The organism is Maridesulfovibrio bastinii DSM 16055 (genome assembly GCF_000429985.1).
GTDB classification, from domain to species: domain Bacteria; phylum Desulfobacterota; class Desulfovibrionia; order Desulfovibrionales; family Desulfovibrionaceae; genus Maridesulfovibrio; species Maridesulfovibrio bastinii.
In genome coordinates, this window is the sequence record NZ_KE387014.1 from 115,166 (window position 1) to 139,338 (window position 24,173).

The window sequence follows — 24,173 nt, forward strand, 5'->3', positions numbered from 1 at the left end:
ATACAACCTAGCGACACGCCTAGACCATATTAATCTCGACTAAGCTTAATTATTTATGCAGTGCTTAAACTCGCTTTGAGGCTGTGATTCGAAGCACAAAAGCAAGAGCGCCTGTTAATCCGGCTCCGAAGGCAAGAGTCAGATAAATATTGGATATTCCCGGGCCGAATATAAGAGCTGAGGTTTCACTCATGATCAAAGGGCTGGCAAATTGACCGGCAAACAAAAAGCTGGTGACCACGGAAGTTCCGGCAGTCCCGGAGGTATGCTCAGCAGTTTTAGTAACTCCGTCCATAATTGAGGGCACGAGGATTCCGAAAGCCATCCCATTTAACATCAGACAGCAGAAAAGGGGGAGCACTGAAGGAAATGCGGATAGACCGTAGTACGAAATTGCGAATACGGCTAGGCTCAAACTTGGAAGCCACCCGCGCAGCACTGTTTTGAGATTACCGTAGGCAAGTCCTGTCAGGAATGATGCCGCAGTCATAACGGCCATAGCTGCCCCGGCCATGCGAGAGTCTCCAATATGATGATTCTGGAGATAGATGGCGATATTAACCGGGATGGAATAGAAAGCGATCATGAGCAGGAACATACCGATTCCCCAGCGAATATAGGAAACTAACTGACCTGCTCCTTTGGTAGAGTTACTTTTCACTATGGCAGTCGGACGATTTTCCGGTAAAAAGAAAAATATCAACACCCAGACAGCTATACCCAGCAGATAAATGAGAAAAGATGCCCGCCAGCTCACTGCCGCCAGCAAACCGGAAAGAAGCATGGCTATAAAGCCACCCAGATTGCTTGCTGCCGAGGCAAGCCCCATTGTTCTGGCCTTTTCTTCACCGGACCAGATATCTGCGATGATTCCGGTTGATAGGGGCATTAAAATTCCGACTCCTATGCCGAGTACGGCTCTCATTGAAAGCAGAAAAGGAATAGATGTCGCAAGTCCGCCCCCGGCTCCACCCAAAATATAGAAAAAGATTCCGGTGTAGACCAGATGCTTTCGAGATATCCTGCTACTGAGCAGGCCTGTAACCAAAGCCACAGGTATAATTGTCAAAGCCGGAGTGGTGAGCACCATCTTTCCCAGCATATCCGAAGAATTCGGGAAATAGGCGATGATATCCGCTACAGCCGGAGCCACGGCTGCTCCAGACATAACCGTGAGTAAAGAAATAGAAAGAATTGCCAGACGAATCATTTTGTTTCCTTATGCATCTGCAAAACTCGCGCACTGATTAGTTCGGTTAAATGAAAATACTGATCGATATCCTTATCGTTAAATCCAGCGAACACATCATCTGTCAATCCTTTGAGTATTTGATTAACTGCCTCCTCGATACTGCGGGATTTCTCCGTAGTGCGGAGAATGTTGCTCCTTCTGTTATCCGGATCAACGGTTCTGGTAAGATATCCTTCCTTTTCCAGTTTGGAGACAGCTCGTGCTGCTGTGCTTTTATTAAACTGCAGGGACTCAGCCAAAGTGTCCTGATTCACCCCTTCGTTTTCATAAAGGAAAGTAATAATCGGTATGGTCGCAGCACTCAGACCAAGATGGGCAAGACGACTATCCAAAATCATATCAAGATATCTTGCTATGATACCTACTTTTTTTCCTATCGACCTATGTTTTGCCATACGCTTCTCCCCTTGTTCATGCTCTACAGACTGATTTAAAAAGCAGAAAATCTTCTGCAAACACAGTTTGTTATACCCATCATTTCTTGAACAATATGCTGTAATAATTTCTTAATTTGATATCCCGACCAATCACGATCATATGGCCTACCTAGGCCTGAACACCATCAGCGAAAAGGTAATTTAAACTCCTGATAGAGTTTTCTTATGCCCACAGCTTTTGAATAAACAACTATTGTTGCATACACAACTGTTTCCCATGCAACAATTATAAAATTAATGGAGCAATAAAATCTATATGCAAAACATCAAATATATAAAAGGCCGGTCCTTTCCGGACCGGCCTTTCAATTTTATTAATACCTTAATCAGAGCTGAATTAACAACCTAAGGGCTAACTCTTCATCTGGGTAATAAGTCCCTGAAGAACCTGTGCCTGTCTGGCCATTTCTTCGACAGCTCTGGCTGACTCTTCCATGGCCTGTGAAGTCTCGGAGGAAATCGCCGAAACCTGATTGAGTGACCTATTGATTTCTTCACTCGTAGCAGACTGCTGTTCCGCAGCGGTTGCGATATTCTGAACCTGAGTGGAAGTACCGTCTACAAAGTTAACAATAGCTTCAAGTGCTTCACCGGATGTACCGGAAAGCTCAGTGGTTTCATCAATTTTTTCAACTGCCTTCTCAACATTAACTATATTGGCTTTCGTTCCGGTCTGAATATCTCCAATTGCTGACCCGACTTCCTGAGTTGCAGCCATGGTCTTTTCAGCAAGTTTGCGGACTTCATCTGCTACAACAGCAAAGCCTCTGCCTGCTTCACCGGCTCTGGCAGCTTCAATTGCGGCATTAAGTGCGAGCAGGTTTGTCTGGTCGGCAATATCGGAGATCACTTCCATTACCTGACCGATACCCTCGGCATCTCTGCCGAGATTCGAAACGTCATCCTTAAGTTGTAAAGCTATCTTCTGAAGATCTTCCATGCTGTTGAGAACCTGTGAAACAACTTCCGATCCGGTCTGAGCCTTTTCTTTAGCCTGATTGGCTGTTTCAGCAGCATCAGAAGCGTTTCTGGCAACTTCAAGAACGGTTGAGTTCATCTCTTCCATTGCCGTGGCTGTTTCAGTTATCTGCGAAGACTGCTCTCTGGTTCCCATTGTCGACTGCTCAATCTGAGCCGATAGCTCTTCAGAAGCAGATGTTACAATATTAACTACTTCTTCAAGCTCGCTTGCGGCCTGCAGCTTACCTTCTTTTTCAGCCCTTGCAGCCTGTTCTTTGGCCTCGTTGGCTTCTTCTACAGCGACATTGGCTCTGGCGGCAGCTTCTTCAGCAACCTTACTTTTTTCTTCAGCCTCAAGAATCATCGCTTTCAGGTTCTGAACCATCTTCTTCAATGAATCAGCAAGAACTCCTATTTCATCCTTCTGATCAATATCAAGATTCTGTTCAAAATCGCCTTCAGCTACGGCTTCTGCGTAGTTCACGGATTTTTTGATCGGGGCAACAATAGTTCCGCTCAGGAACCAGATAGCAATGCAGGCAATGACTGCAACCGCTGCACCGGTAAAAATAGCTGTTTTATAACTTGAATTAGCTTTCTCAGCCATAGCTTTGGCCAGATCGTTAACATGTTCAAAGACAACGTCTCTGTCCACTTCAATAAGAACTGCCCACGGGGTTCCGGTGCGTCCCAGAGAAACTGGGGAAATAACCTGAATCAGGCCTGTTTCCTTACCCATATTAACATAAGATTCACCATTGCGAACCTGTGTTTTAATTAGCTGGGCGTTATTAGCTTCAGTCTGATCAAGAGGTTTACCGACATTGGAAGGATTCTGACTGTCAGCCACAACAATTCCCAGATAACTGACAACCTTGAGTGTGGCTTTGCCGGAATATAATTCTCTTGCAACATTTTCACATAATTTCTGAACAAAATTCAATCTCAGGTCAGTACCGGCAACACCAAGGAAATTACCATTATCAACTATCGGAGCTGACATGGTTGTAAGCCAGTCCTGCTTGCCCTGAACAATGTACGGGAAAGGATCGAGAATATTTTCGCGGCCTGTATCTCTCGGGTTGAGATACCATCCGCCTTTTTTAACGCCATTAGGATGACTGCTTGCATCTTCATAACCGACAAGATTCTGGTGGCCTATTTTTCCCGTCTCATCTCTATTCCAGTAGGGAACAAATCTGCCATCGTCGTCATAGCTAAGATCGGTATTGCCGGCATGGGTGGAGTCTGTGCCATCGAGAGCCTCAGGCTGCCATGCACTGTATGCTCCAAGAAATTCCTTATTATCCTTCAAAACATCCAGCAGGATGTCATTAAAGACCTTGCTGAGAAGACCGCTTGATCTTATCGCATCTTCACTTCTGACGGTTCTAAATGCGCTGGCAATAGTTCGTGCAGCCGTCAGATTGGTTTCAAGCTTGGCTTTAATTATTCCGGCTTCAGACTTCGCAACGGCCAGCAGCCTGATTTTAGTTGTTGATTCCAGAAGTTCCTCAACATTGCTCTTTACAAACTGATTAGTACTCCGCTGATCCGAAATTTGAAGAAAAATCAGAATAGCAGCAACAATCACTACGCAAAGAGCTGAAATCAAAACTATTTTAGTTTTAATAGACTTAAAATTCAAAACAGGCCCCCTCTTCTAAAAAAGATAACATTCAAACCAGCAAACGTGACACTTTTTTATAGTACATATAAAGCAATATAACAACATCTACTTATCATAATCGTACTTTTACAAAAAAAATTAAGATAAAGGCATTATAAAATATTATATTTTGTCGGTTAACCAAAGTGGCAGCGCTATCTCAGCAGCAGCTCTGATCCGGTGTAAAATCCAGACTGAAAATCCTCCTTTATAAATCCAGACAGTAAAATTGTTTCCGATAAACCAGCAGACTAGAATTATCCCAACATATTGACTTAATACATGATTATTAAAATTAAATCCACAGATATCATTCATTGTAACACTATTTTATCAAGATAAAAATAAAATTATACATCGTATAAATTCATTTTATTCTAAAACCTTTTCAAGCTTGCTTAAATAAACGGCAAAGGCAGAATTCTCAGTAAACATACTGGGAATTCTGCCTTTGTCATTTATAAAATTACGATGATGAAAATTAATAAAACAATTGAAGCATCAAGCCCCTTTTCGGGATGATTTTTTGTAAATCTGACTCAAAAAATGGACGAGCTTTTTTTCAACATCGGGATCGTCAACATAATCAATAATCAGTTCACGGGAATCTTCCAGCGAAAATACGTTCAGCAATTCCTTCAATCTTTTTCGAAGCTGGGCTTTTTCCCTCTTTACTACAAGATCTTCCAATATATCAGTTGCATAGTCAAAATCTTTTTTCGCAAGAGCTCTTCTGAAACTCTTTCTGGTAAAATGGGAATAGAAACCGCTTGAAATTGAAGAAAGCAGCATACCTATCCAGACGCCGAGTACCGTTGTTAAAAGATCTGCGGCCTTTTCTTTTCCTATAGCAACCCATTCACTGAGATCACGGTCACGCAGCAGGTCCTGAGTGTTGCGCATTTCTTTGATCAATTTTTTGGCAACTATGTTGTCCTTATTAATCTCCAGAGCTTTGCGGAATTCAGCCTCTGCCGCTTCCAGATTTCCTTCTTTATAATAAGCTCTGCCAAGCATGCTCAAAAGCCAGTCCGAACCGGGATGTTCCTGAACACCTTTCTCAAGAAGATCAATGGCTTCGGAATACTTTCCGGAGTCAATTAAAACCTGAGCCTTACCACCGCATTCAGCTGTCCCCGACGCAGATGAACCGGAAACACAACATATTGAAAAAAATGTCATAATAACCAGAAACATCATACTAACTTTTCGCATTCTGTTCATAAGCTCACCACATACAGACAGTTACCAGAGTTGTTTAATGGAAGTTTTCGGATAGTAAAATTCCAGAATAGTTTCATAGTCCTTGGTTTTGCCAAGTTCAGCTGATCCCCACTGGGAATAACCTACACCATGACCATAGCCGTTACCTTTAAATATATATTTGTTACCGCTTTTAGTTATGGACAGCAGAATATCAGGAAGGTTCAGAACTCTGGAACTTCCAAGAGTTGTTCTGGTGCGCAGGTCACGATGTCCACCGCTGTAATTTATACGGGCTTTGATTATTCGTCCTGAAGGTCCGGTTTCAAGAGATTTGATAGACTTTATTCCCGGTACGGAGATACCAATTTTGGCCAGCTTTGCCTCAATCTGTGAAACCGTGAATGATCTTGTCCATGAAGCCATCTTGCCTTTAAGACTTGCCGGGTCATCATGGGACACAAGGTAAGCCTTACCTGCACCGAATATGGCTTTTGCATCAGCTGTCACACCGCCGCTGTTGGCTGTATACTGTGACAGTATCGGCTTATTTTTATACATCAGGACCTGTCCGTGAGTGGACTTCAAAGCTTTATCCGTGCGCTTGTCTTCACGGTCCACCCCGCCGTACATCTGGTCATAAGTGTCGGCATAAACATCATAGTCAAGATGGGTTCTGTGCTTCTTCTGATAATAAGCATAGGTGCGGGCAGCAACAGACTGGGCTTTCAAAGCTTCCTGAGGCCACGAGGCGTACGATTCAGCCGGGACAACCGAGCGCAGGTAATCTTCAATTTTCACGTTATTGAGTATGAGCAGCCTGCCCTTTGAAACTCTAACGGAAATATCCCCGCGAACTTTTTTCTTACTTTTACCGTAACCAACAATAAGGTGCGTATTTGATCTGAAACGGATACTGGCGGCGGTTACTTTTTTACCATTTAAAACCAGTGCTCCATTACTTATTTTAATATTATATTTTTTGCCGCAACCAAGATCATCAGTGCAGATCTTATCAGCACTACCTTTGGTTGTTACGGTCATTTTAGTAACCTTACGGCTGAGGCAGACTCTAAGAGAAGGTTCATCACCCAGCTGTTTCTTTTCATCTACTGCCGGCTTTGTTGCAGGTTTTGATTCCGGTTTAGTCTCTTCTTTTTTAGTCTCAGCTGCGATATCTTCATCTGTTTTTTTCTTAGCGGCGATTGCAGCAAGCTCTCTTTTTACAGAGGATAGCACGGCCTCAACCTGAAAACGATATTTGCCGGAAGGATACTTTTTCAGATAATAATCAAGGACCTTTTGTGCTTTTACCGGTTCATCATCCTGCGAATAGAGAAACGCCAGCTTATATATAGCTGTCTCCGCGCTTTCAGGATATTTTTTTGAAATATCCACATAAATATCCGCAGCCTTATCCTGAGCATCCAGAAAAGTAGAAAGAACCATCGCTTTACCAAATAAAGCCTGTACCCTTGTTTTTGCAAACGGGGTATAGTCTATTGCGGTGTCATACTGCTCAAGTGATTCAAAATATTTACCAACATCAATAAGGTAGCTGGCATAATTAATATGCCATTGAGCCTGAGCCTGATCTTCAAGCTCGACTTTGGAAACAGCACCGGCCACGGAAGGACATGTAACTGTTGTAAATATTAATAAAACCAATAACAGTGCGATATTTTTAATTTTCATCAGCTGCTCCGTTATTTTATTGTCTTTTGTTCATCCGTCATACCGGATTCGGTCTCAAGGGACTGATTTAAAGAATCTGTTTTCACCGGCTGTTCTTTGTGAACATCTACAGGCGCAGACTCTTCCGGGGAAGAATGGATAATTTCCCCGCTCTGGACATCCTGAACGGAAAACTCAGCTGGTTCAGCTTTGTCATCCTGCCAGCTTTTTGCATTATGATCAGAGATAGCAGCCGGTTCAGGGCTTACATTTTTCTCCCCATCTTTTTCTGGTTGTGAAGTTTCAGCAGGTGCGGATTTTTCATCCTTTACCTTATCTTTCTCAGCTCCACTATTCGCAGCCGGAGCAGATTCAGTGGTGCTGTTACCGACTTTATGCTCGGACTCATTTTTCTCACTGCTTTCAGCAGCACTGTTAAGATATTCCTTCATAAAAATTAATTTCTGGTCCGCCGGACTGAGCTTAAGAGCCTTATCAAGCACAGCACGGGCTTCACCTATCCTTCCCTGTCCCATAAGATAGCGGACATATATCTGCTGTAGACGGACATCATAAGGGAATTTAGAAATACCTTCATTAAGAGTATGTTCAAGCTGCTCATTTTCTTCCAGAGCAAGAAGCGTATATGCCAGATACAGGAAAACATCCCGGTCTTCACCGTATTTCAAGGCTTCGTTAAAAGCTTTGTAGGAATCTCCGTAGCGTTGCTCGTGGAATGCCTTTTCCCCTGATAATTTGGCTTCGCTGAACCGCTTTTCCTTAACTTCGGGAGTCATAACGGTTTCATCAACAAGCACTATCTTTCTACCATGAGGATACGGTGCGTCATAAATGGACCTGACAAGGACATCACCAACAACTTTAAGGCTGTCAGCAGAGGATGATCCCCAATAATTATCTTCCAAGACAAGTTTTGTATCAGCCTTCAAATTGACCCGGTTTCCATAAATATTATTCTCGGTAATAGTGGCTTCACCGCCTGAATATTGAACCCCGGTAGTACAATTGCTTACAAAACTCCTGACGATCTGCCCCTGACCTGAAGATATTACGACTCCTGTTTCAGAGCCGGATATTCTAACACCCTGAAGATCATATGCTCCACCGCCGTTGAGCAGAACAGCTGTTTTTCCGTTTGTCTGAAATTCACTGGAGCTGATCCCTACATATCCTCCATCACCGACAACAGCTTTATCGAATCCGTTAAATACAGCGTTGCGAATTTTTATTCTTCCACCTCTTGCGGAAATAATTCCCACAGTTCCATTGGAATTAAAAATCGCCGGGGATTCAATCTCACCGCTGATATTAAGCTCTCCGCCGACATGCAGCGAGCCACCGGATTTAAAAGTAAGTACCGTACCAGAACCTATTTCAAATTTACGGCCCGGATCAACTCGGACTGCGTCTGAAACAATATAATTACCACGCACAAGTTTCCCGCTGAGTGATCCGCTAAGTTCGCGGATATCAAACTGAGGAACGGTTACAGCGACCGGTTTCTTCTCTTTTGACAAATTCCCGGCACTATCAACACTGCGGACCCTGTAATAAACCGTCTGCCCCTGCGGAGACTGAGGGTCATTGAATTTAAGCTCCTGTGTTCTGCCGATAACTTCAAATTTACCGACCGGATCATTTCCACGCTCGACAACAAATTCCTTAAGGCCTTCACCACCGGGATTTTTCCAGCTAAGGCTTATTCCATCTCTGCCGGCAACGCACTGTATATTCTGAGGCTCATCCGGAGGAGTTCCATCCACAGTCAACAATGAACCTGATTCTATCCAGAGTCTTTCAACTCCGTTAGATTTGCGCATCCGAATGACCAGTGGTTCATTCGCGGCTTTATCCCCTTCCTTAACTGCGTAAAACCCTTCATACACTCCCGGAGAAGTCTGTGGCAGAGGAATGTTCTTTTTAAAATCACCTATTGAAAATGAACATGTCAGCTCATTTTGGGCGTCCACCCTGACGGCAATTTTCTGCCCTATGCCGAAAATACGGTTATCAACGTTGGTATCTACAGAAATAACTTCAGGAAGTTTATCTCCTGTAGGGCAATCAGGAAGACTTTGCGACAGGTTCCATGCCCACTCGTAAACAACCATACGCATCTGGCGGCTTACAGGGTCTGAAAAAACCTGTTCCACAAGGGTGCCTGCCAAGGACAGTATCCCGGTAGGAACTGAAACCCTGCGTTTGGATGCACTCTCGCGCCAGCTACCGACATTTTCACCCTCGGCATTGATAATTTTGACCTCCGCATCAATTTTAAAGAGATCAAATGCAACGGCTTTAACCATATCAGCCGAAAATATGCTGATATGAACCACGCCGTCCGCTTCAAGAAGTTTACACAACTCCTTATCGGATTTCTTACGCCAGCCTTCATCACGTCCCAGACCGGCAAGAGTATTGTCCACAACCTTGAGCTGAACAGGCTGATAGCCCTTTCCCGCAAGCTGATTGCGCAACGCTCCGCGGGCAATATTGGCTACAAAAATTTTATCATCATCCATAATAATGGACTTAACTGTCGTGGAATTACTTTCCGGCTGAATATACTCCGGGGGCAGAATCGCAATTCTATAGGGAATTGAACCTTCTTCAGCGTAATGAACTTCCTGTTTAACGTTTTTTTCGCCAACGCATGCAGAAAGAAAAAACACACAACTAACTGAAACAAATAAAAAAAATATTTTTGATTTACTTTTCATAATCTATGACCTGAACTTGCGATCAATATTCAATGTATTCACGGTTCCAACTGCTGATCTTACTTTTCCATCCAGTATGAGTCTCTTTTCCTGCATGTCCAGACTGCCATCCCCCCAGGCCTGAATAAGTGGTCCGCGCAGTGTAAAAGAATTCATAAAAACCTTTTGTCCGACTAAAGCCGTGCGGACAACCGCAGAACTGAATGAAAGTGAATCCTTGTCTCCCGGAGACATAGAAACAACCCTTAGCATATCAACAAGAAACCCCAGTCTGTCATCAAGGTTACTAAGCCTGTACACATCCAGATTGCTTATCTTGAGCAGCCCTTCACCACGGGCCGAGCCGACAAGTTCCTTAGGATTTTCACCCTGAACAAAAACGTTTGCGTTTAAAAAAACACTGCCGCGCAGATAAACAGACAGGTCATCGGCAAAACAGGCTATTAAACTGGGCAGACTGGCCCCCCGACCTTTAACATTGCACTGAGCCGCTACTTTATCACTGGAGAAAACAGCATCAGCATCAAGACTTAAGTGAAATAAACGTCCCTTGGCGTTAACCACGGCCCGGTCTTTTCCACTTTGAAGAGAAATATTAACATCACTAAACGGCCAGTCATTGTAGGAGAATTTGCGTATTACAGCTTTTCCATTCAACCCCTGAGCCAAAAGAGGACTGAAATCAAAAGGCTGTTCACTGATTCCAGCATCCTTTTCTTCTTTCTTCTCACTCCTGCTCACCCGCATGGAAGAAAGAACAGCTTCTATTCCCCCGGAACCGTAATAGGAATTTTTCAACCTTCCTGCTGCGGCAACAGACATATCCCTGTTCTTATATTCAAGATCGAAACCGGTAAGAAGGGGAGTTTTTTTTTCAGCGGAAAGAGTCAGCTCATTGTCAAAAAGTTTAAAACCGTCAGCCTGACTGTTAAACTTTAGTTCCTTGTAATTGAATGGAAAAGAAAAAGAAGCGCTGGCAACAACACTGCCACCTTCGGATGAGGCTAAATTAAACTTTCTTACGCTCACAACAGGTTTTCCATCACGAATCTCAACATCCGCATCAAGATCACCTATGGAAAGTTTCTGAGTTTTACCTTCGAGTGATGTAAGTGTCAGGTTAAGCCCCTTCGCACTAAGGGTAAATCTGCCGTTAAGTCCCTTTCCTGCTGAACCTGTGGAATTTCCATCCGAAGACAGAACAACATTTTTCAAAACCAGACTTCCATCAGGAATCATGGATTTGAGATGTGCGGATTTGCAGATTCCGGCAAGAGCTGTCCGGCCCCGCTCACTTTTAACAGCCATGGCATAAAGTTCACCGGCACTGATACTGGCTTCGGCAACACCCAGCTCAAACTTTCCGTCACGCCCAAGATCAAGTTTCAGATTCTGCCCCGCACTGCCGTCAAGTGTAAGGCTCTCTGCATTGAAATTCATTGTTCCGGTAACAGTATCCACATCGAAATTAAGATTGCCTGTTTCAAATTTTTCCACGCTTGCCAGTTCGGGTATGGTGGAATTATCCAGATATCCGAAATCTGTCAGAAATCCTAAAAATTCGGCAGGGTCTATGGAACACGATTTTGCTTCCAGACCGACTTTGAGGGGAGACATTGAGCGGATATCTATCTTGCCGGAAAAATTAAAGCCGAGTTCCTTGATGGAAGCACTCCTGACATTAAAAGCCATTCCTGCTCCACCTTTCTCAACATCTGCCGAAACGGTCAGCGGAGTATCACCTCCGGCACCGGTAAGCGTAACCCGTCCTGAAACTATTTCGAGATTATCAGGAAAAACCGCGGGTAGTACAACCGGATCGGAAGAATCAGAAGAATCAGAGGCGGCAATTGCGGGACTGGTAATAACCGGACTTTGGGCCACAACCTGTTTCAGTCTGACATTACCTTTCAAAAGCTCAGCAACATCCGGATAAACTTCAAACAATGGTATTTTTATCTGCCGGTCACCATCAGTTATTTGCAGATTTTTAACTGTCAGTGAAGGAAGCGGGCTGTAATGGAATTCAACCTCTTCCATTACAACCCCCATATCCGTCATCTCGGAAAGAAGTTTCTGCGCGGCGGTTGCAAAATGATTTTTAATCATCCAACCCGCACCGGCAAAAATAACCAGCAAGGAACAAACTGCCGACAGAATTACTTTTTTCCGAGTCATAGTACGTTATCCAGATTTATTTTATTATTTAAGAACGAATACAACCTTAGCCTGAGCAAGAATATTATTCTTCTGATCGCTTACAAAAACGCGTGCAGCATCATCTGCATTAACAACAGCGTCAGTTACATTCTTTACTGTTTCACCCTTGATAACCATAGGAGAAGAGCTGCCCCATGAAGAGAGCAGAGCTTTTGCCTTCTGGAGATCAGTGGTGTATCCGCCGCATCCGCGTTCAATGAGGACCTGATTAACAACCTTGGAAGGATCGAAAAGGACTTCATTCTTATCTGTGAGGATACGGTTTACAAGAGCCGGTTTGAAATCGAAATCACGAACATCTATAATGATGCCGTCAACAGCCTTGATGGGAGTTTCCACTTTTGCCGGAGTCTCAACAGGAGTTTCAGCCGGTGCAGTATCATTCTCAACAGCCGGAATTACAGGCTGTTCTTTGAGGACTTCATCAAGATCGGGAAGTGCGCTCTTTTCAGGAGTATAAGTTGGAAGAGAACGAACTTTCAGAGCTTCGGGTTCCTTGGTGATAATTTTTTCAAAAGCACTGTAGACAGAATCTGAACCGTGAAGGTCGAGTCTCAGGCATACTCTGGCATATTTTTCACTGCGGTCATAACTTTCACCGCAGGGAGTTGCTCCACGCAGAAAGCCCTGCACAGTGGATTTGATTTTATCATTTTCAAGCATACCGTCACGCACAGTGGATTCACCGGAAAGGTTAAGTCCCTGCACGATTTCAAGAAGACGTCTCTGAGCAACGACTTCTGCGGCGCGTTTGGCCCTGTAACGGCTTTGTCCGGCTTCGGATTCACCGATAACCTGAATGTATCCTTTTTCAAAAACCTGTGTGGGATTAACCACCTCAACGATGTGGTCCGCAGCAAAAGCGCTGCCCGTATATGCCAAAACAACTGCAAGAGCTAAAATTAACTTTTTCACATCAACCTCCTGAACTAGTAAATATTCATCACGTTGCGAAGACGCATCAATGACAGAATCAGATCTGCGCCATCCATAGTATCATTGGGACGAAATGCTCCGGAAAGATCCGTTTCCATAAGATTTCTGTTCACCACGGTTACAATGGCATTATACCATGCGTCTGTGGGATGAACGTCAGGATACAGGGACTTGCTCTGACCAAGATGCTTGGTTGCAATAGATTTATCCCCAACAAGCTTTACGATGACATCCTCAAGGACAAAAGCGAGTTCCTTTCTGGTCATAGGCTTGGTCGGGTAAAAGAGGAAAGCCCTTGATTTCTGGTCATAAACAGGTTCGAGACCACGGACATGCCATTTAAGTACGGTCATAATTTCCGGTTCGAACATATGGTTTACAACGTCAGCCGGTACAAATTCATTTGCATTATTTTTACTTGCAGGAACCGGGATGCGACCGGCAAAAAGCTTATCAAGATGGATTTCATCAACAAGCAGTGCGGCAACATCAGCACGGTCAACTTCTTCTTTTACAGCAATTTTTCTGGCTACATCAGTAAGGGTGTAATTGCGCATGGCAAGAACGATTTTCTGAACACGGCGGGAAAGAGCACGGGCTTTTTCATGCCATTTTCCGGGAGCTGCACTGAGCACTTTACCGAGGGCATCTTCCGAATCACGGAACTTACCTGCTTTAAACAGGGCTTCACCCATGAAGTAGTCCAGAGCTTCTGTATTTCTGTAGTACGGAAGTTCTTCTTCCTTGACGGATTTTCTAACGATTGAAGCATCATCATAAAGATCTTCAACACGTTTTTCCCATCCCCTGCTATTCAAATTGGTATAAATTCTGATGCCGGTGATATAGACACTGAATTTTTCATTACTGTCACTTGATTCGGATACTGCTTTGTCAAACAGATCCAAAGCACGCTCGGCATCAACACCTTTATATCCGGAATCCTTTTCACCCTGAGCACGGACAGCATGGACAAGGGACTGTCCTGCTATAGCTCTGGCATATTCGTCATCCAGTTCCACCGCTCTGTCAAAGCGGGACATAGCTTTATCATAATCACCAGACTCAATGAGCTGCATACCCATAAGGTAATGATGCGCCGGGTTATCTTCCACAGACAATGGAGCTGCATTTTTCTTTCCGCACCCGCCAAGGGCCAGAATCATGAGCAGTCCGGCCAATACGGCTAAATATTTCTTCATCCGGTTACTCCTCCTCACCACCCTTTCGGGGGGCGGTAAATATATTTATAATTCATTATATTTTTAAAACAGAAATATGCGAGGGGAAAAATATAACGATTTCCCCCTCGCTTGATATCTGGATTTTAAAACCCTTCCGGGTCCTTCCATCTGTATTTAAGAACCCTTCCAGACACGCTGGAGTCAAATTCCTCAACTCCGAGGTCCTTAAGATCCTTACGAATCTGTGAATCCAAAGCTTCAGTACGCAGTGTGGACCAGTAAACCAGTTCCACATTTTTGCTTCCCTTTCTCTTTACTTCGCGGCGGACGAAGCCCGGAAGTTCTTCAAGAGACGGACCGATATCGGAGACATCAGGGAATCCGAGGAAAGTCAGCGTATATCTGAACCCTTTACCTCTATCCAGCTCACTTTCCATAAAGTCGAGCATCTTTTTGGCAAGCTTTACAGAAGCCCAGTAGACTTCCTGATCAGCAGATTCAACAGCTGCATTGAATTTCTCAGCCGGCTTTTTCAGCTCAGAACTAGCAGCTTTAACTTCACGTCTGATCTCTCCGACTTTTAAGTTATCGGAAAGCCTGACACATTTAAGAATAAGCTCTGAAGGTCCATCGTTGTTTTCATTAAGCTCAACGGTGACAACGTAATCGGCTTTTATCAGCTTGTTGAATTTAACAGCCTTATCAAGAGACATCATTCCCTCTATCGAGGTGTACTTTGCTTTTGAAAGCGGCCAGTCAATTACTTCAAATCTGAATTTTGTACCGAAAACATCAGCTACTTCATGCACAAGCTTATCCATGGAACTTGCCGGAATAGAATTAAATTCTTCATCCTCGGCAAAAACAAGCAGTCTGGGCAGTCCGGACATGCGCTGAAGGATATCAAGGGTCTGGTAGTTATCGAAAAGCAGTTTCCGATCAACTGTTGCATCAACCCGAACCTGATATCCACCGCCGTCAATTGGACCTTCACTTATAATCTTATAAGAACTGACATAACCTTTTGAACGGGTCGCAATTTCATCATTCAAAAGGACACCGTTTTCAACCAGCGTACCGGAAGCTACTGCGGTTCCGACTTCCATCTCCACCGCTGAACGAAGAGCGTTGTTGAGCGCCTGATGACGGTCGACACCTTCTCCGTTAACCTCCAGAGCATAGGCTGCAGAGGTCAGCACTGCAAAAACAGAAGTAAGCAGCATGATGAAAACGATTTTATTAAGTGATTTCATTTTATTCCTCCGGGTTTACATCAACCGCGGGTCCTACCAGCCGTCATTATTGCTCTTTTTACGCTGTCTGACCTGATGCTGCTTAACAATTTTAACTTCAGTTCCGGATATATAAACTCTGCCTCTCATATTGAACTTTCTGAGCATGCGGTTCATGTTGCGTTCGAGGTGCGCAGAATCAATTGAAGACTTATACCAGTATTCATGATGATTTGAAGTATTCAGAGCATTGCTCTTAGGTCTGTAGCTATCATATCCGGTGAATTTAACCAGCAGGTCTTCAATATCCATCATGTCATCTGAGTCGAAACCATCAAAAATGAGGGTCCATTCGACCAGACGGCCGGGACCATTTTCAGGATGATATTGATCAAGTCTGTCAGCAAGCACAGCACCAACATCAGATCCTAAAATCTTTGAGAGTTTACCTACACCCTCGATAATGTCGTTCCGGCTGTACGGCTTCGGCACAGGAGTATAACTCTGCGGCTCTGATTCAAAATTACCGAGTCTGGAACTGTCCATAACCGAAAGAAGTCGTCCTTCAACACGGGCTGAAACCCTGACACTGTTGGCGTTTGATTTAACTCTGGGATAAATGCTGAAAATAACCAGAACATCAATTCCAGCATCTCTTGCTACCTGAATAAGTTCTGAATCACTTCTTCTGGAGCGTCCCTGTATATGGGTATCATTTGTTAGAGCGGTCTCATCTTTTACATCAAAGCCCTTGTTTAACAGTTCATTGCTTATAGAATCCAACACACGTTTGAAGACCCTTGAATTACGGGGAATTGTATCTCTGTCGTAATCTTCACCTGCGATCATGATTCTGGGAAGATCAGTTGCGGACGAAATTGTCGGAGCAACAAGAAAGACCAAAACCGCAGCAGCCAGCATAAGCAACTGTTTCATTATCTGTTCTCCTTAAAATAATGAATAATGGTTCACATCGCTTCCAATAGATTAAAAAACATAAATCCTTTCAAATAAAGGAATATATTTCCCGGAAACGAATCAATAAATGTTTTTAAAATTTAACACCACCCCAGCCTCACCAGAAAATCTTATACTTTTAAGTAAAAGTCAGAGACAGCTTTTTAGATTCACCAAGACACTCCCCCCTCGGGATGCCTCTTAAATCAAGCTTTCTCTCAAAATTTGATTAAATTATCTCAAGAGTACCATAATTCCATATAGAAGAATTAAACCTGAGACAACTATCTGAAAAAAATAAAACAAATAATTTAAAATTATACATACAATAAGACTATCAGTCAACAACACCTTGAAAAAAATACATTAATTTAATTATGATCTCTCTATACCCTCCTGATTCAGTCTATTTTCGTACTTTTCCAATTTATTGAAAAAGTATATCAAAATTCTACAGTGAAATGGTTGAGACCTGTCCACCTGCACATAAGCGGAAAACAGTTCTTTTCACGACTACAAGTATGTCTGTGTATAATTTAAATAGCGAGGGTATATTTAGTGAGATCTACCCCTCGCTTTTGGAAAGCTTTAAATCATGTGGTGAAACAATGAGTAATGATGATAAATTAAATGCAGTTGAAACATGGGAACTTATGCAATGCGCAAAAGAAAAACTCGGTGCTAAAGAATTACAAAAGATCTTTCAACGCGGTCAGACACAGATAAACAGGTATTGCTCATCACCCATATCGGAAGACCATCAGCGCAATCCTCTGGATAGAATCCATATTTTGTTTTCAAACCTTTGTGAAGCAGGTGGAGAAGAAATTGTTCGTGCCTCAATCAACCACTTTGCGGATATAATCGGTTGCAGAGTCGCCGAGCAGGGAGAAATTGTTCCTGATAAGGATACTGTAGAAGAAGAATGTCTTGATGATTACCCAGAGAAAGTCGCCATGGATAACATGATTGCAGCAAGCGAACATCCTGAAAAAGTACGCAGACAGGGCGAGAAAACCTGCCGGGAAATAATGGAGACAGTTATCAGCTATGAAACGCACTGGGGAAAGCTTCATAACCAAAGCTGATTTTTTTACGAGATTTCCAACAGCCGCACAGCAAAAACGCCCCGCAAGATTACTCTTACGGGGCGTTATCAATAAATACTGAATCAGACCTGATTATTTTTTCATATTCACAAACTGAAACGGCAGGTCAACATCACAATCTCTGACTAACGAAATGACAGCCTGAAGATCATCTAATTTTTTTCCGGTAACTCTAATCTGGTTATCCTGAATTGACGGCTGCACTTTAAGCTTAGAATCTTTAATAATTTTCGTAACTTTTTTAGCATCCTCTTTAGATATTCCCTCTTTCAACTTGATGAGCTGCTTGAGCTGACCTTTGGAAGTAGGCTCATACTCACCGAATTCGAGAACACGCGAGTCAACTTTGCGCCTTGTAAAATGAGTGATCAGCATGTCACGCACAGCTTTAACTTTCATTTCATCCCCGGTTACGAGAGAAATGGTTCTGTCTTTTTTATTAAGATCTATAGTTGTTTCTATCCCGCGAAAATCATAGCGGGTATCAACTTCCTTTACAGTATTATTTACTGCATTATCGACTTCCTGAATATCAACTTCACTTACGATATCAAAAGAAGGCATTATCTTCCTCCTGTGCCTTGGATTTTTATTTAAAACGGGTTAGGATTTAGTTACTGAACTTTTAAAGGCAGTCAAGTTCTCCACTATGTCTGAATGTAATTTTTTTTACTTACATTCACCACAGCGGGACATCAGTTCTTAATCTTTTACATTTATTGTTTCTTTATGACACATATATAACACCTTAAAATATTTTATTTTTACACTAACAATACTACTCAATAGTATATCAGGAGTCCCATAATGTCTTCATAAACAAAATATATACATTTTTTGAGTTTTATAACGTATTGCTTTTGCAGGATAAAAAAAAATGGCATATATAATGCGTATAAGCTGATACTTTAACGGCTGGATCAGGACCTCGCTTCAGCCAAAAGGGGAGGATGAATCTGTGACCAAAAGGCTTTTCTCTATCCTATTCGTGGTGATTGCTATTCTGGCTTTTGAACTACTGATTATAAAAGACCCTATACTCGCTTTATCATCCCAGATAGCCGCCATCCTTATTCTCATTGCATTGGGTTTGCTGGTCCGAAAAAGAGTCATCCTCCCCATTAAAGAATTAAAGGAAAAAATAGACAGAATATCCAACCATGATTTCAGTCTGACTCCGCAAACCAACTGCTCCTGTGAACTTGGCGAGCTTTCCTGTTCCATAGATAAGCTTAACGATATGCTCAACGAAAATGTCGGCATGAATGAGTCAATGCTTAAAAGCATAATGACTCCTATGGCTATGGTTGACGCTCATGGGATCATCGGCTGGATAAACACAAGCATGATCCGTCTTGTCGAAGAAGAAGGCGACCCTGAAAAATTCCTTGGCAGTGATTTTTCAATTTTCTTTTACGGAGAAAAAACCGACACCATTGTCAACAAGTGCATTCAGGAGCAGAAGCAGCATTTTATAAAAACTCAGGTCACAGGACGCAAAGGCAACATAAAATATATTTCAATTGCAGCTTCTCCCATATTTGATACCCGAGGAAATCTTATCGGTGCCCTGACAACTGTAATGGATTTCACTAATATTAAAACAAAAGAAGATTTCATTATCGCCCAGAACGAAAAAATTGCCAAAGGCGTTGCCGATGCCAGCAAGGTGGCCGAAAAACTGGCTGATACATCTGAAAGCATAACCAAAGAAGTCAACCTCTCCAGCGAAGGAATACAGGAACAGCGCGAGATGACGGAAGAAGTGGCAACAGCCATGGGTGAAATGAATGCTTCCATTATGGATGTTTCAAGAAGTGCAAGTGATGCCGCTGGAATGGCCCGGCAGACACAGGATACCGCTCTGACAGGAGCCGGACTTGTAAAAAATGTTATTGAAGTGATGAGTGAAGTAAACGGCAATGCAGGTCACCTGAAAACAGAAATGGGAACCCTTGATACGCAAAGCAAGGGAATAACATCCATTATGCAGGTTATTTCAGATATTGCCGACCAGACCAACCTGCTGGCCCTTAATGCGGCCATTGAAGCAGCCCGAGCCGGTGACGCCGGTAGAGGTTTTGCCGTTGTTGCAGATGAAGTCCGCAAGCTTGCTGAAAAAACAATGATCGCTACAGGTGATGTTGAAAAATACATTTCAGCGATACAGGGTAGTTCCGAAAACAGTGCTCAAGCTACAGACAGCACTCTCGAAAGCATATCCAAAGCAACTGAAATTTGTAATGAAGCCGGCAAGGCACTTGAAAGCATTCTCGGATTTTCAAAACAGACGGCTGATCAGGTTGAAAGCATTGCAACAGCAGCAGAACAACAATCAGCGGCAAGTGAAGAAATCAATAATGCAATTGAATCTGTAAATGATATTACAAGGCAGACAGATACTTCAATGCAGGATGTTGCAGGTTCAGTACAGAATCTTGCACGCCTTGCAACTGAGCTGGACAGCTTCATGCTTAAGATGCAGGAAGAGGAAGAAAAGCTTTAAATATATAATTTGTTCACCATAAAATCAGCCCGTCCATGTTATATAACATAGGCGGGCTGATTTTTTTCTGAGTGACAGATTTGTTTCAATACAACGTCAATCAGATATAATAAACATTCAATATATTATTTACTTGCAACAACAGCAGCTTTTTTCTCTGCCTTAGAGGCAAAAGCCTTATCCCAAAGATATTTGGTGCCGGAAGCAACTCCAACAATTCCAAGCAGACCTACAACGCCCCCAATACCGGCAGCACCTATAACAGCAACACCGGCGGCAGTGGAAAGCCCGGTTCCAAGGGATTCACGGGCAACATCTCCGGCAGCTTCTTTTTTAGTCATACTGCCATCTTTGACCTTCTTGATATCTTTGGCAACAGCCACTGTTCCACCTACAACCGCACCGACTGTTCCTGAAGCTGTCACTGCTGCAGGAAGAATTACTCTAGAAGTTTTAACTGTCATGTTTCCTCCGATTTTTCAGTTTATGAAATAATTATCAATTGCAAAATGCAGCCAGATCAAAATTAACGGTTGATGCCAGCTGCCCGGCAATATCCTCAAATTCATCCGGATTCTTACAGATAAACAGTTTATGCAGCAGTTCCGGACGAATTACATCCTTATCATATCTGATGGTCATAGACCTGCTTAACGGATTGAATGTTGTTTTAATAATTCCTGGCATGCTTTCACCTTTCGGCGGTCCAAAACCATTAACTTTTACATAGCGTATCACTTTGGGATTCCGCACAACTCCAAGTCCGAACTTCAACTTCAATTTTCCGGGCGTATGACCGCAAATAGAAATATAATTTCTAAGTTCCAGCAGTAGTTCCAAATCCATTTTTACTCTCCAATCCAAGTGATCAACAACAATAAAAATAATTCACCACTATCATTCACAATTACAATCAGCCAGGCATTGAGACTTTTCACTTACTACCTGGTATCAATACGATTTTTTTCAAAATTCAGACAATCACAATTCAGCTAATCCGATCTGGATATAACCATTAAATGATGATAACTGTCATAAATACTGTTTAAGACTTTTTCCGATCCACTTTCTTCAACATTAACAGAATTATTTTCTCTGTAAATCAGGAAGGTTGAATTGCATTTTCAATAAGCAATAAAATTATTTCTAAAAAACACTGTTAAATAGAATAGTTATTTTAATATAATCAAATTATGAAAATTTTTATCATTCAAAAAAGAGCACTTAGGTCCACCGGAAAACAAAATTTTAATTCAACTTGACTAATGATTTAAAAAATGAAATTCATTCTCATACTAAATTGAAAGTGATTCTCAATTTTCTAATTAAACGAATAATAAAAAGAAACACCAGGAGCTTAAGTGATAAATAAAGTTTCTGTCCGACATTCAATAAAAGGCAGAACCCGACTCAAAATTAAAGGGTTGAAAAAAAGCAGTCCTGAATGGACTGAAATTGAAAACTCCTTTGCAGATTTTGTCGGAATTCTAAATATCAGGATAAATAAAAAAGGCTCATCAGTAATTTTACGTTACGATCCCACCCTGACTGATGAAACAAAACTTAAATCCACCATAGAGCTTTTAATTCCGACCGAGGAAGCAGGCAGCAGCTGTCCTTCTACCTGCGGCTGTTCAATTGATACTGGCAATCCTGTAAAGCCAGCACTGTTCCGCTTTGCCGCCATTTCAGCCGTGATGGGTGGAGTTTTTATTCGCACTACCCTGCTTGGCCTGACCGTAGCCGAAACTCTGATAAGCCCCCTCGGTATTATTGCCGTAATTTCAGCAGTTCCCCTTATTAAAAGTTCCCTGAAAAGTATCAGAAATAAAAAATTCAACCTCGAAGTTTTCCTCGGGGCCAGCATAATTGCGGCTGTAGCAGCAGGTGAAGCCCTGACAGCCTTTGAAGTCCTCTGGATTAATTCCGGTGCGGAGCTTCTTAAAGCATGGATTACCGAAAGATCACGCAAATCAATTGCATCCATATTGGACGCTACATCTCACCATACTTTCATACTGGTAGACGGCGTTGAGGTTGAAGCTGAGGTTTCCAGCCTGAAAAAAGGCAGTGTGGTGGTTCTGCATACGGGTGAAAAAGTTTGTGTGGACGGCGAAATTATAAGCGGAGAAGCCCTGCTTGATGAATCCCCGATAAGTGGAAGAATGGATTTTATCCCCAGAGGCACAGGAGAAAGCGTGCTTGCGGGAACATTTGTAAGACAGGGAGTCATCCACGTCCGGGCTGACAAAGTCGGCGATGAAACCTACCTCGCACGAATCTTAAGCCTTGTAGAAGATTCACTGGCAAACAAAGCCCCCATAGAACAGGTTGCAGACAAGCTTGCAGCCACACTCGTTAAAGTCGGATTCGGGGCAACTGCGGCAACTTTCTTAATAACAGGAAGCTACTGGCGTGCATTTACGGTCATGCTGGTCATGGCCTGTCCATGTGCAACTATTCTGGCAGCATCAACAGCGGTAAGTGCAGCTCTAAGCGCCGCCGCAAAAAAGAATATTCTTATCAAGGGTGGACGCTACCTCGAGGAAGCCGGGAAAATAGATACCGTATGCCTCGATAAAACAGGAACCCTCACCACAAATGAACCAGTTCTGGACAGCATTATAAGTATATCTGAATTTTCCGAAGCCGAACTGCTCCAACTGGCCTACTCTGTCGAAACCCATAACCACCATCCTTTAGCTCAGGCCGTAAAAAAGCATGCTGAAGATAAAAACATCAGCCCCATACCCCACTCCGTGTGTGAATATTATCTGGGAATGGGCATGAGAGCGGAGCTTGAAGGTGACGAAGTTCTTATCGGTAATAAAAAACTGATGGAAGAATACAACGTTGCTCTGGGCAAAACTTCAGCCAAAGCCGCTCCACTGAAAAAGCGTGGTCTTACCGTACTATATATGGCTAAAGGCCGCACAATTGTAGGACTGCTGGCTTTCGACAATCTGATCCGCAGTGAAAGCAAGGCCGTTATAAACAGACTGCGCCAAAATGGAATTCGTGGCACGGTTTTAATTACCGGCGATGAAAAAAATACCGCATCAGAACTTTCCAGAAAACTGGGTATTGCCGAGTGCTATCCCTCGCTTATGCCACAGGAAAAAGCTGAAATCGTCTCGAACATTCAGGCTGAACGCAAAACAGTGATGATGGTCGGCGACGGTATCAACGATGCTCTGGCTCTTGCCCAGTCCGACATCGGGGTCGCAATGGGTGCCGGAGGATCGGAAGTTGCCATTGAAGCAGCTGATATCGCTCTGGTGAATGATGACCTCGAAGGTCTTGTCTATGTCCATTCCTTAAGCCGCGAAACTCTTAAAGTGGTTAACCAGAATTTCTGGATAGCAACCGGGTCAAACCTGATCGGGGTTATCCTTGGAGCAGTGGGAGCATTATCACCGGTTATGGCCGGAATGATCCACATTGCACATTCAGCAGGAGTTCTCGCCAACTCTTCAAGGCTTTTGAACTACTCGCCTGAACCTCTCAAAATTGAATCTGAAACAATTGAAACAAAAGTGAGCTGAAATGAATTTTAAAATCCTTATGGAACTGCGCCGCTATTTAAATGTGGCACATCATGTACCGGGAAGAATCAGACTGAAATTCAGCCTTGATGTCTTAAAAGACCCGGAGGCCCTGAAACTTATGAAAGAGTTTGAAGACTCACCCCGCCCAAAAGCAGTAAGGCAGGCTCGAGTCAACAAAATGGCCAGATCTGTAGTTATTGAATACGACCGGAACGTTATTGATCCGGAAATGCTGGATGAGGTTCTGAAAACTAAAAATGCCGCCAGATTTGAAACTCTGGCAGCAGAACTTGAAAATAAGCTTTCGTAATAAGGAGGATGATAAAAATGGATCACAAGTATGCGGATGAAGGAAATTTCGATTTAAATCAGTCTTCACAGCCTTCTTCTGGAAATGCCGGTACAGGCGCAACCATGCAGGCACCTGACGGTTCACAACAAGTAGCAGCTCAGCAGCCTGTACAGGGACAGCAGGTTTATGCGCAGCAGCCTATGCAGGGACAGCAGGTCTACACGCAGCAGCCCATGCAGGGACAGCAGGTTTA

The 24,173-nt window shown here is 43.1% G+C and carries 19 protein-coding genes; 5 read left to right on the top strand and 14 right to left on the bottom strand.

The features are described 5' to 3' along the window. Nucleotides 1-64: 64 nt before the first annotated feature. The 11 genes from G496_RS0114975 to G496_RS0115025 all read right to left on the bottom strand — a co-directional run bounded on the left by G496_RS0114975 (nt 65) and on the right by G496_RS0115025 (nt 16,444). On the bottom strand, nt 65-1,210 hold the full coding sequence (locus G496_RS0114975; RefSeq protein ID WP_027179977.1) for an MFS transporter: 1,146 nt from the start codon (nt 1,208-1,210) through the stop codon (nt 65-67). After that, nucleotides 1,207-1,647, bottom strand: a complete 441-nt coding sequence (locus tag G496_RS20710) for a MarR family winged helix-turn-helix transcriptional regulator (protein ID WP_051295086.1) — start codon at nt 1,645-1,647, stop codon at nt 1,207-1,209. Before G496_RS20710 ends, G496_RS0114975 begins: the two co-directional genes overlap by 4 nt. 394 nt (nt 1,648-2,041) lie before the next feature. Next, a complete protein-coding gene (locus tag G496_RS0114985; RefSeq protein ID WP_027179978.1) occupies nt 2,042-4,297 on the bottom strand; it encodes a methyl-accepting chemotaxis protein in 2,256 nt (751 codons plus the stop codon). A gap of 522 nt (nt 4,298-4,819) precedes the next feature. Next, nucleotides 4,820-5,542 carry a tetratricopeptide repeat protein gene (locus G496_RS0114990; protein ID WP_027179979.1) on the bottom strand — a complete coding sequence of 241 codons (723 nt, stop codon included), beginning with the start codon at nt 5,540-5,542 and terminating at the stop codon, nt 4,820-4,822. A 21-nt stretch (nt 5,543-5,563) separates the two neighbouring features. Beyond that, a complete protein-coding gene (locus tag G496_RS0114995; RefSeq protein WP_034633501.1) occupies nt 5,564-7,216 on the bottom strand; it encodes a SpoIID/LytB domain-containing protein in 1,653 nt (550 codons plus the stop codon). 11 nt (nt 7,217-7,227) lie between these two features. Next, nucleotides 7,228-9,936, bottom strand: a complete 2,709-nt coding sequence (locus tag G496_RS20010; protein WP_156900675.1) for a NosD domain-containing protein — start codon at nt 9,934-9,936, stop codon at nt 7,228-7,230. Nucleotides 9,937-9,939: 3 nt separating this feature from the next. Then, nucleotides 9,940-12,114: an AsmA family protein gene (locus tag G496_RS0115005; protein ID WP_027179981.1), complete on the bottom strand. Its 2,175-nt coding sequence runs from the start codon at nt 12,112-12,114 to the stop codon at nt 9,940-9,942. A gap of 24 nt (nt 12,115-12,138) precedes the next feature. Next, nucleotides 12,139-13,071 (bottom strand): hypothetical protein, encoded by a 933-nt coding sequence (locus tag G496_RS0115010; RefSeq protein ID WP_027179982.1) that lies wholly within the window; start codon nt 13,069-13,071, stop codon nt 12,139-12,141. A gap of 14 nt (nt 13,072-13,085) precedes the next feature. After that, on the bottom strand, nt 13,086-14,294 hold the full coding sequence (locus G496_RS0115015; RefSeq protein WP_027179983.1) for an S-layer homology domain-containing protein: 1,209 nt from the start codon (nt 14,292-14,294) through the stop codon (nt 13,086-13,088). Between the two features lie 125 nt (nt 14,295-14,419). Beyond that, nucleotides 14,420-15,529 (bottom strand): hypothetical protein, encoded by a 1,110-nt coding sequence (locus G496_RS0115020; RefSeq protein ID WP_051295087.1) that lies wholly within the window; start codon nt 15,527-15,529, stop codon nt 14,420-14,422. Nucleotides 15,530-15,562: 33 nt separating this feature from the next. Continuing rightward, nucleotides 15,563-16,444: a hypothetical protein gene (locus tag G496_RS0115025; protein WP_027179985.1), complete on the bottom strand. Its 882-nt coding sequence runs from the start codon at nt 16,442-16,444 to the stop codon at nt 15,563-15,565. A 629-nt stretch (nt 16,445-17,073) separates the two neighbouring features. Between G496_RS0115025 and G496_RS20015 the strand changes: the two genes are divergently transcribed. Next, on the top strand, nt 17,074-17,553 hold the full coding sequence (locus G496_RS20015; RefSeq protein ID WP_051295088.1) for a hypothetical protein: 480 nt from the start codon (nt 17,074-17,076) through the stop codon (nt 17,551-17,553). Between the two features lie 93 nt (nt 17,554-17,646). Here G496_RS20015 and G496_RS0115035 read toward each other — a convergent pair whose 3' ends face one another. Continuing rightward, entirely contained in the window at nt 17,647-18,138 is a 492-nt protein-coding gene (locus G496_RS0115035) for a YajQ family cyclic di-GMP-binding protein (protein WP_027179986.1), read from the bottom strand. A 394-nt stretch (nt 18,139-18,532) separates the two neighbouring features. On the opposite strand from G496_RS0115035, the gene G496_RS0115040 reads away from it, so the two are divergent. Next, nucleotides 18,533-20,080, top strand: coding sequence for a methyl-accepting chemotaxis protein (locus G496_RS0115040; RefSeq protein WP_027179987.1), 1,548 nt, complete (start codon nt 18,533-18,535; stop codon nt 20,078-20,080). Nucleotides 20,081-20,205: 125 nt separating this feature from the next. Here the strand turns inward: G496_RS0115040 and G496_RS0115045 are convergent, their stop codons facing one another. After that, nucleotides 20,206-20,544, bottom strand: coding sequence for a magnetosome protein MamC family protein (locus G496_RS0115045; RefSeq protein WP_027179988.1), 339 nt, complete (start codon nt 20,542-20,544; stop codon nt 20,206-20,208). A gap of 34 nt (nt 20,545-20,578) precedes the next feature. Beyond that, entirely contained in the window at nt 20,579-20,926 is a 348-nt protein-coding gene (locus tag G496_RS20020; protein ID WP_051295089.1) for a hypothetical protein, read from the bottom strand. Nucleotides 20,927-21,441: 515 nt separating this feature from the next. Here G496_RS20020 and G496_RS20025 point away from each other — a divergent pair. The 3 genes from G496_RS20025 to G496_RS21305 all read left to right on the top strand — a co-directional run. Continuing rightward, on the top strand, nt 21,442-23,625 hold the full coding sequence (locus G496_RS20025) for a heavy metal translocating P-type ATPase (protein ID WP_034633504.1): 2,184 nt from the start codon (nt 21,442-21,444) through the stop codon (nt 23,623-23,625). A 1-nt stretch (nt 23,626) separates the two neighbouring features. Continuing rightward, entirely contained in the window at nt 23,627-23,938 is a 312-nt protein-coding gene (locus G496_RS0115060) for an HMA2 domain-containing protein (protein ID WP_027179989.1), read from the top strand. Nucleotides 23,939-23,955: 17 nt separating this feature from the next. Next, nucleotides 23,956-24,173, top strand: a 218-nt coding sequence (locus G496_RS21305) for a hypothetical protein (RefSeq protein WP_034633506.1), incomplete at its 3' end; no start/stop codon positions are given.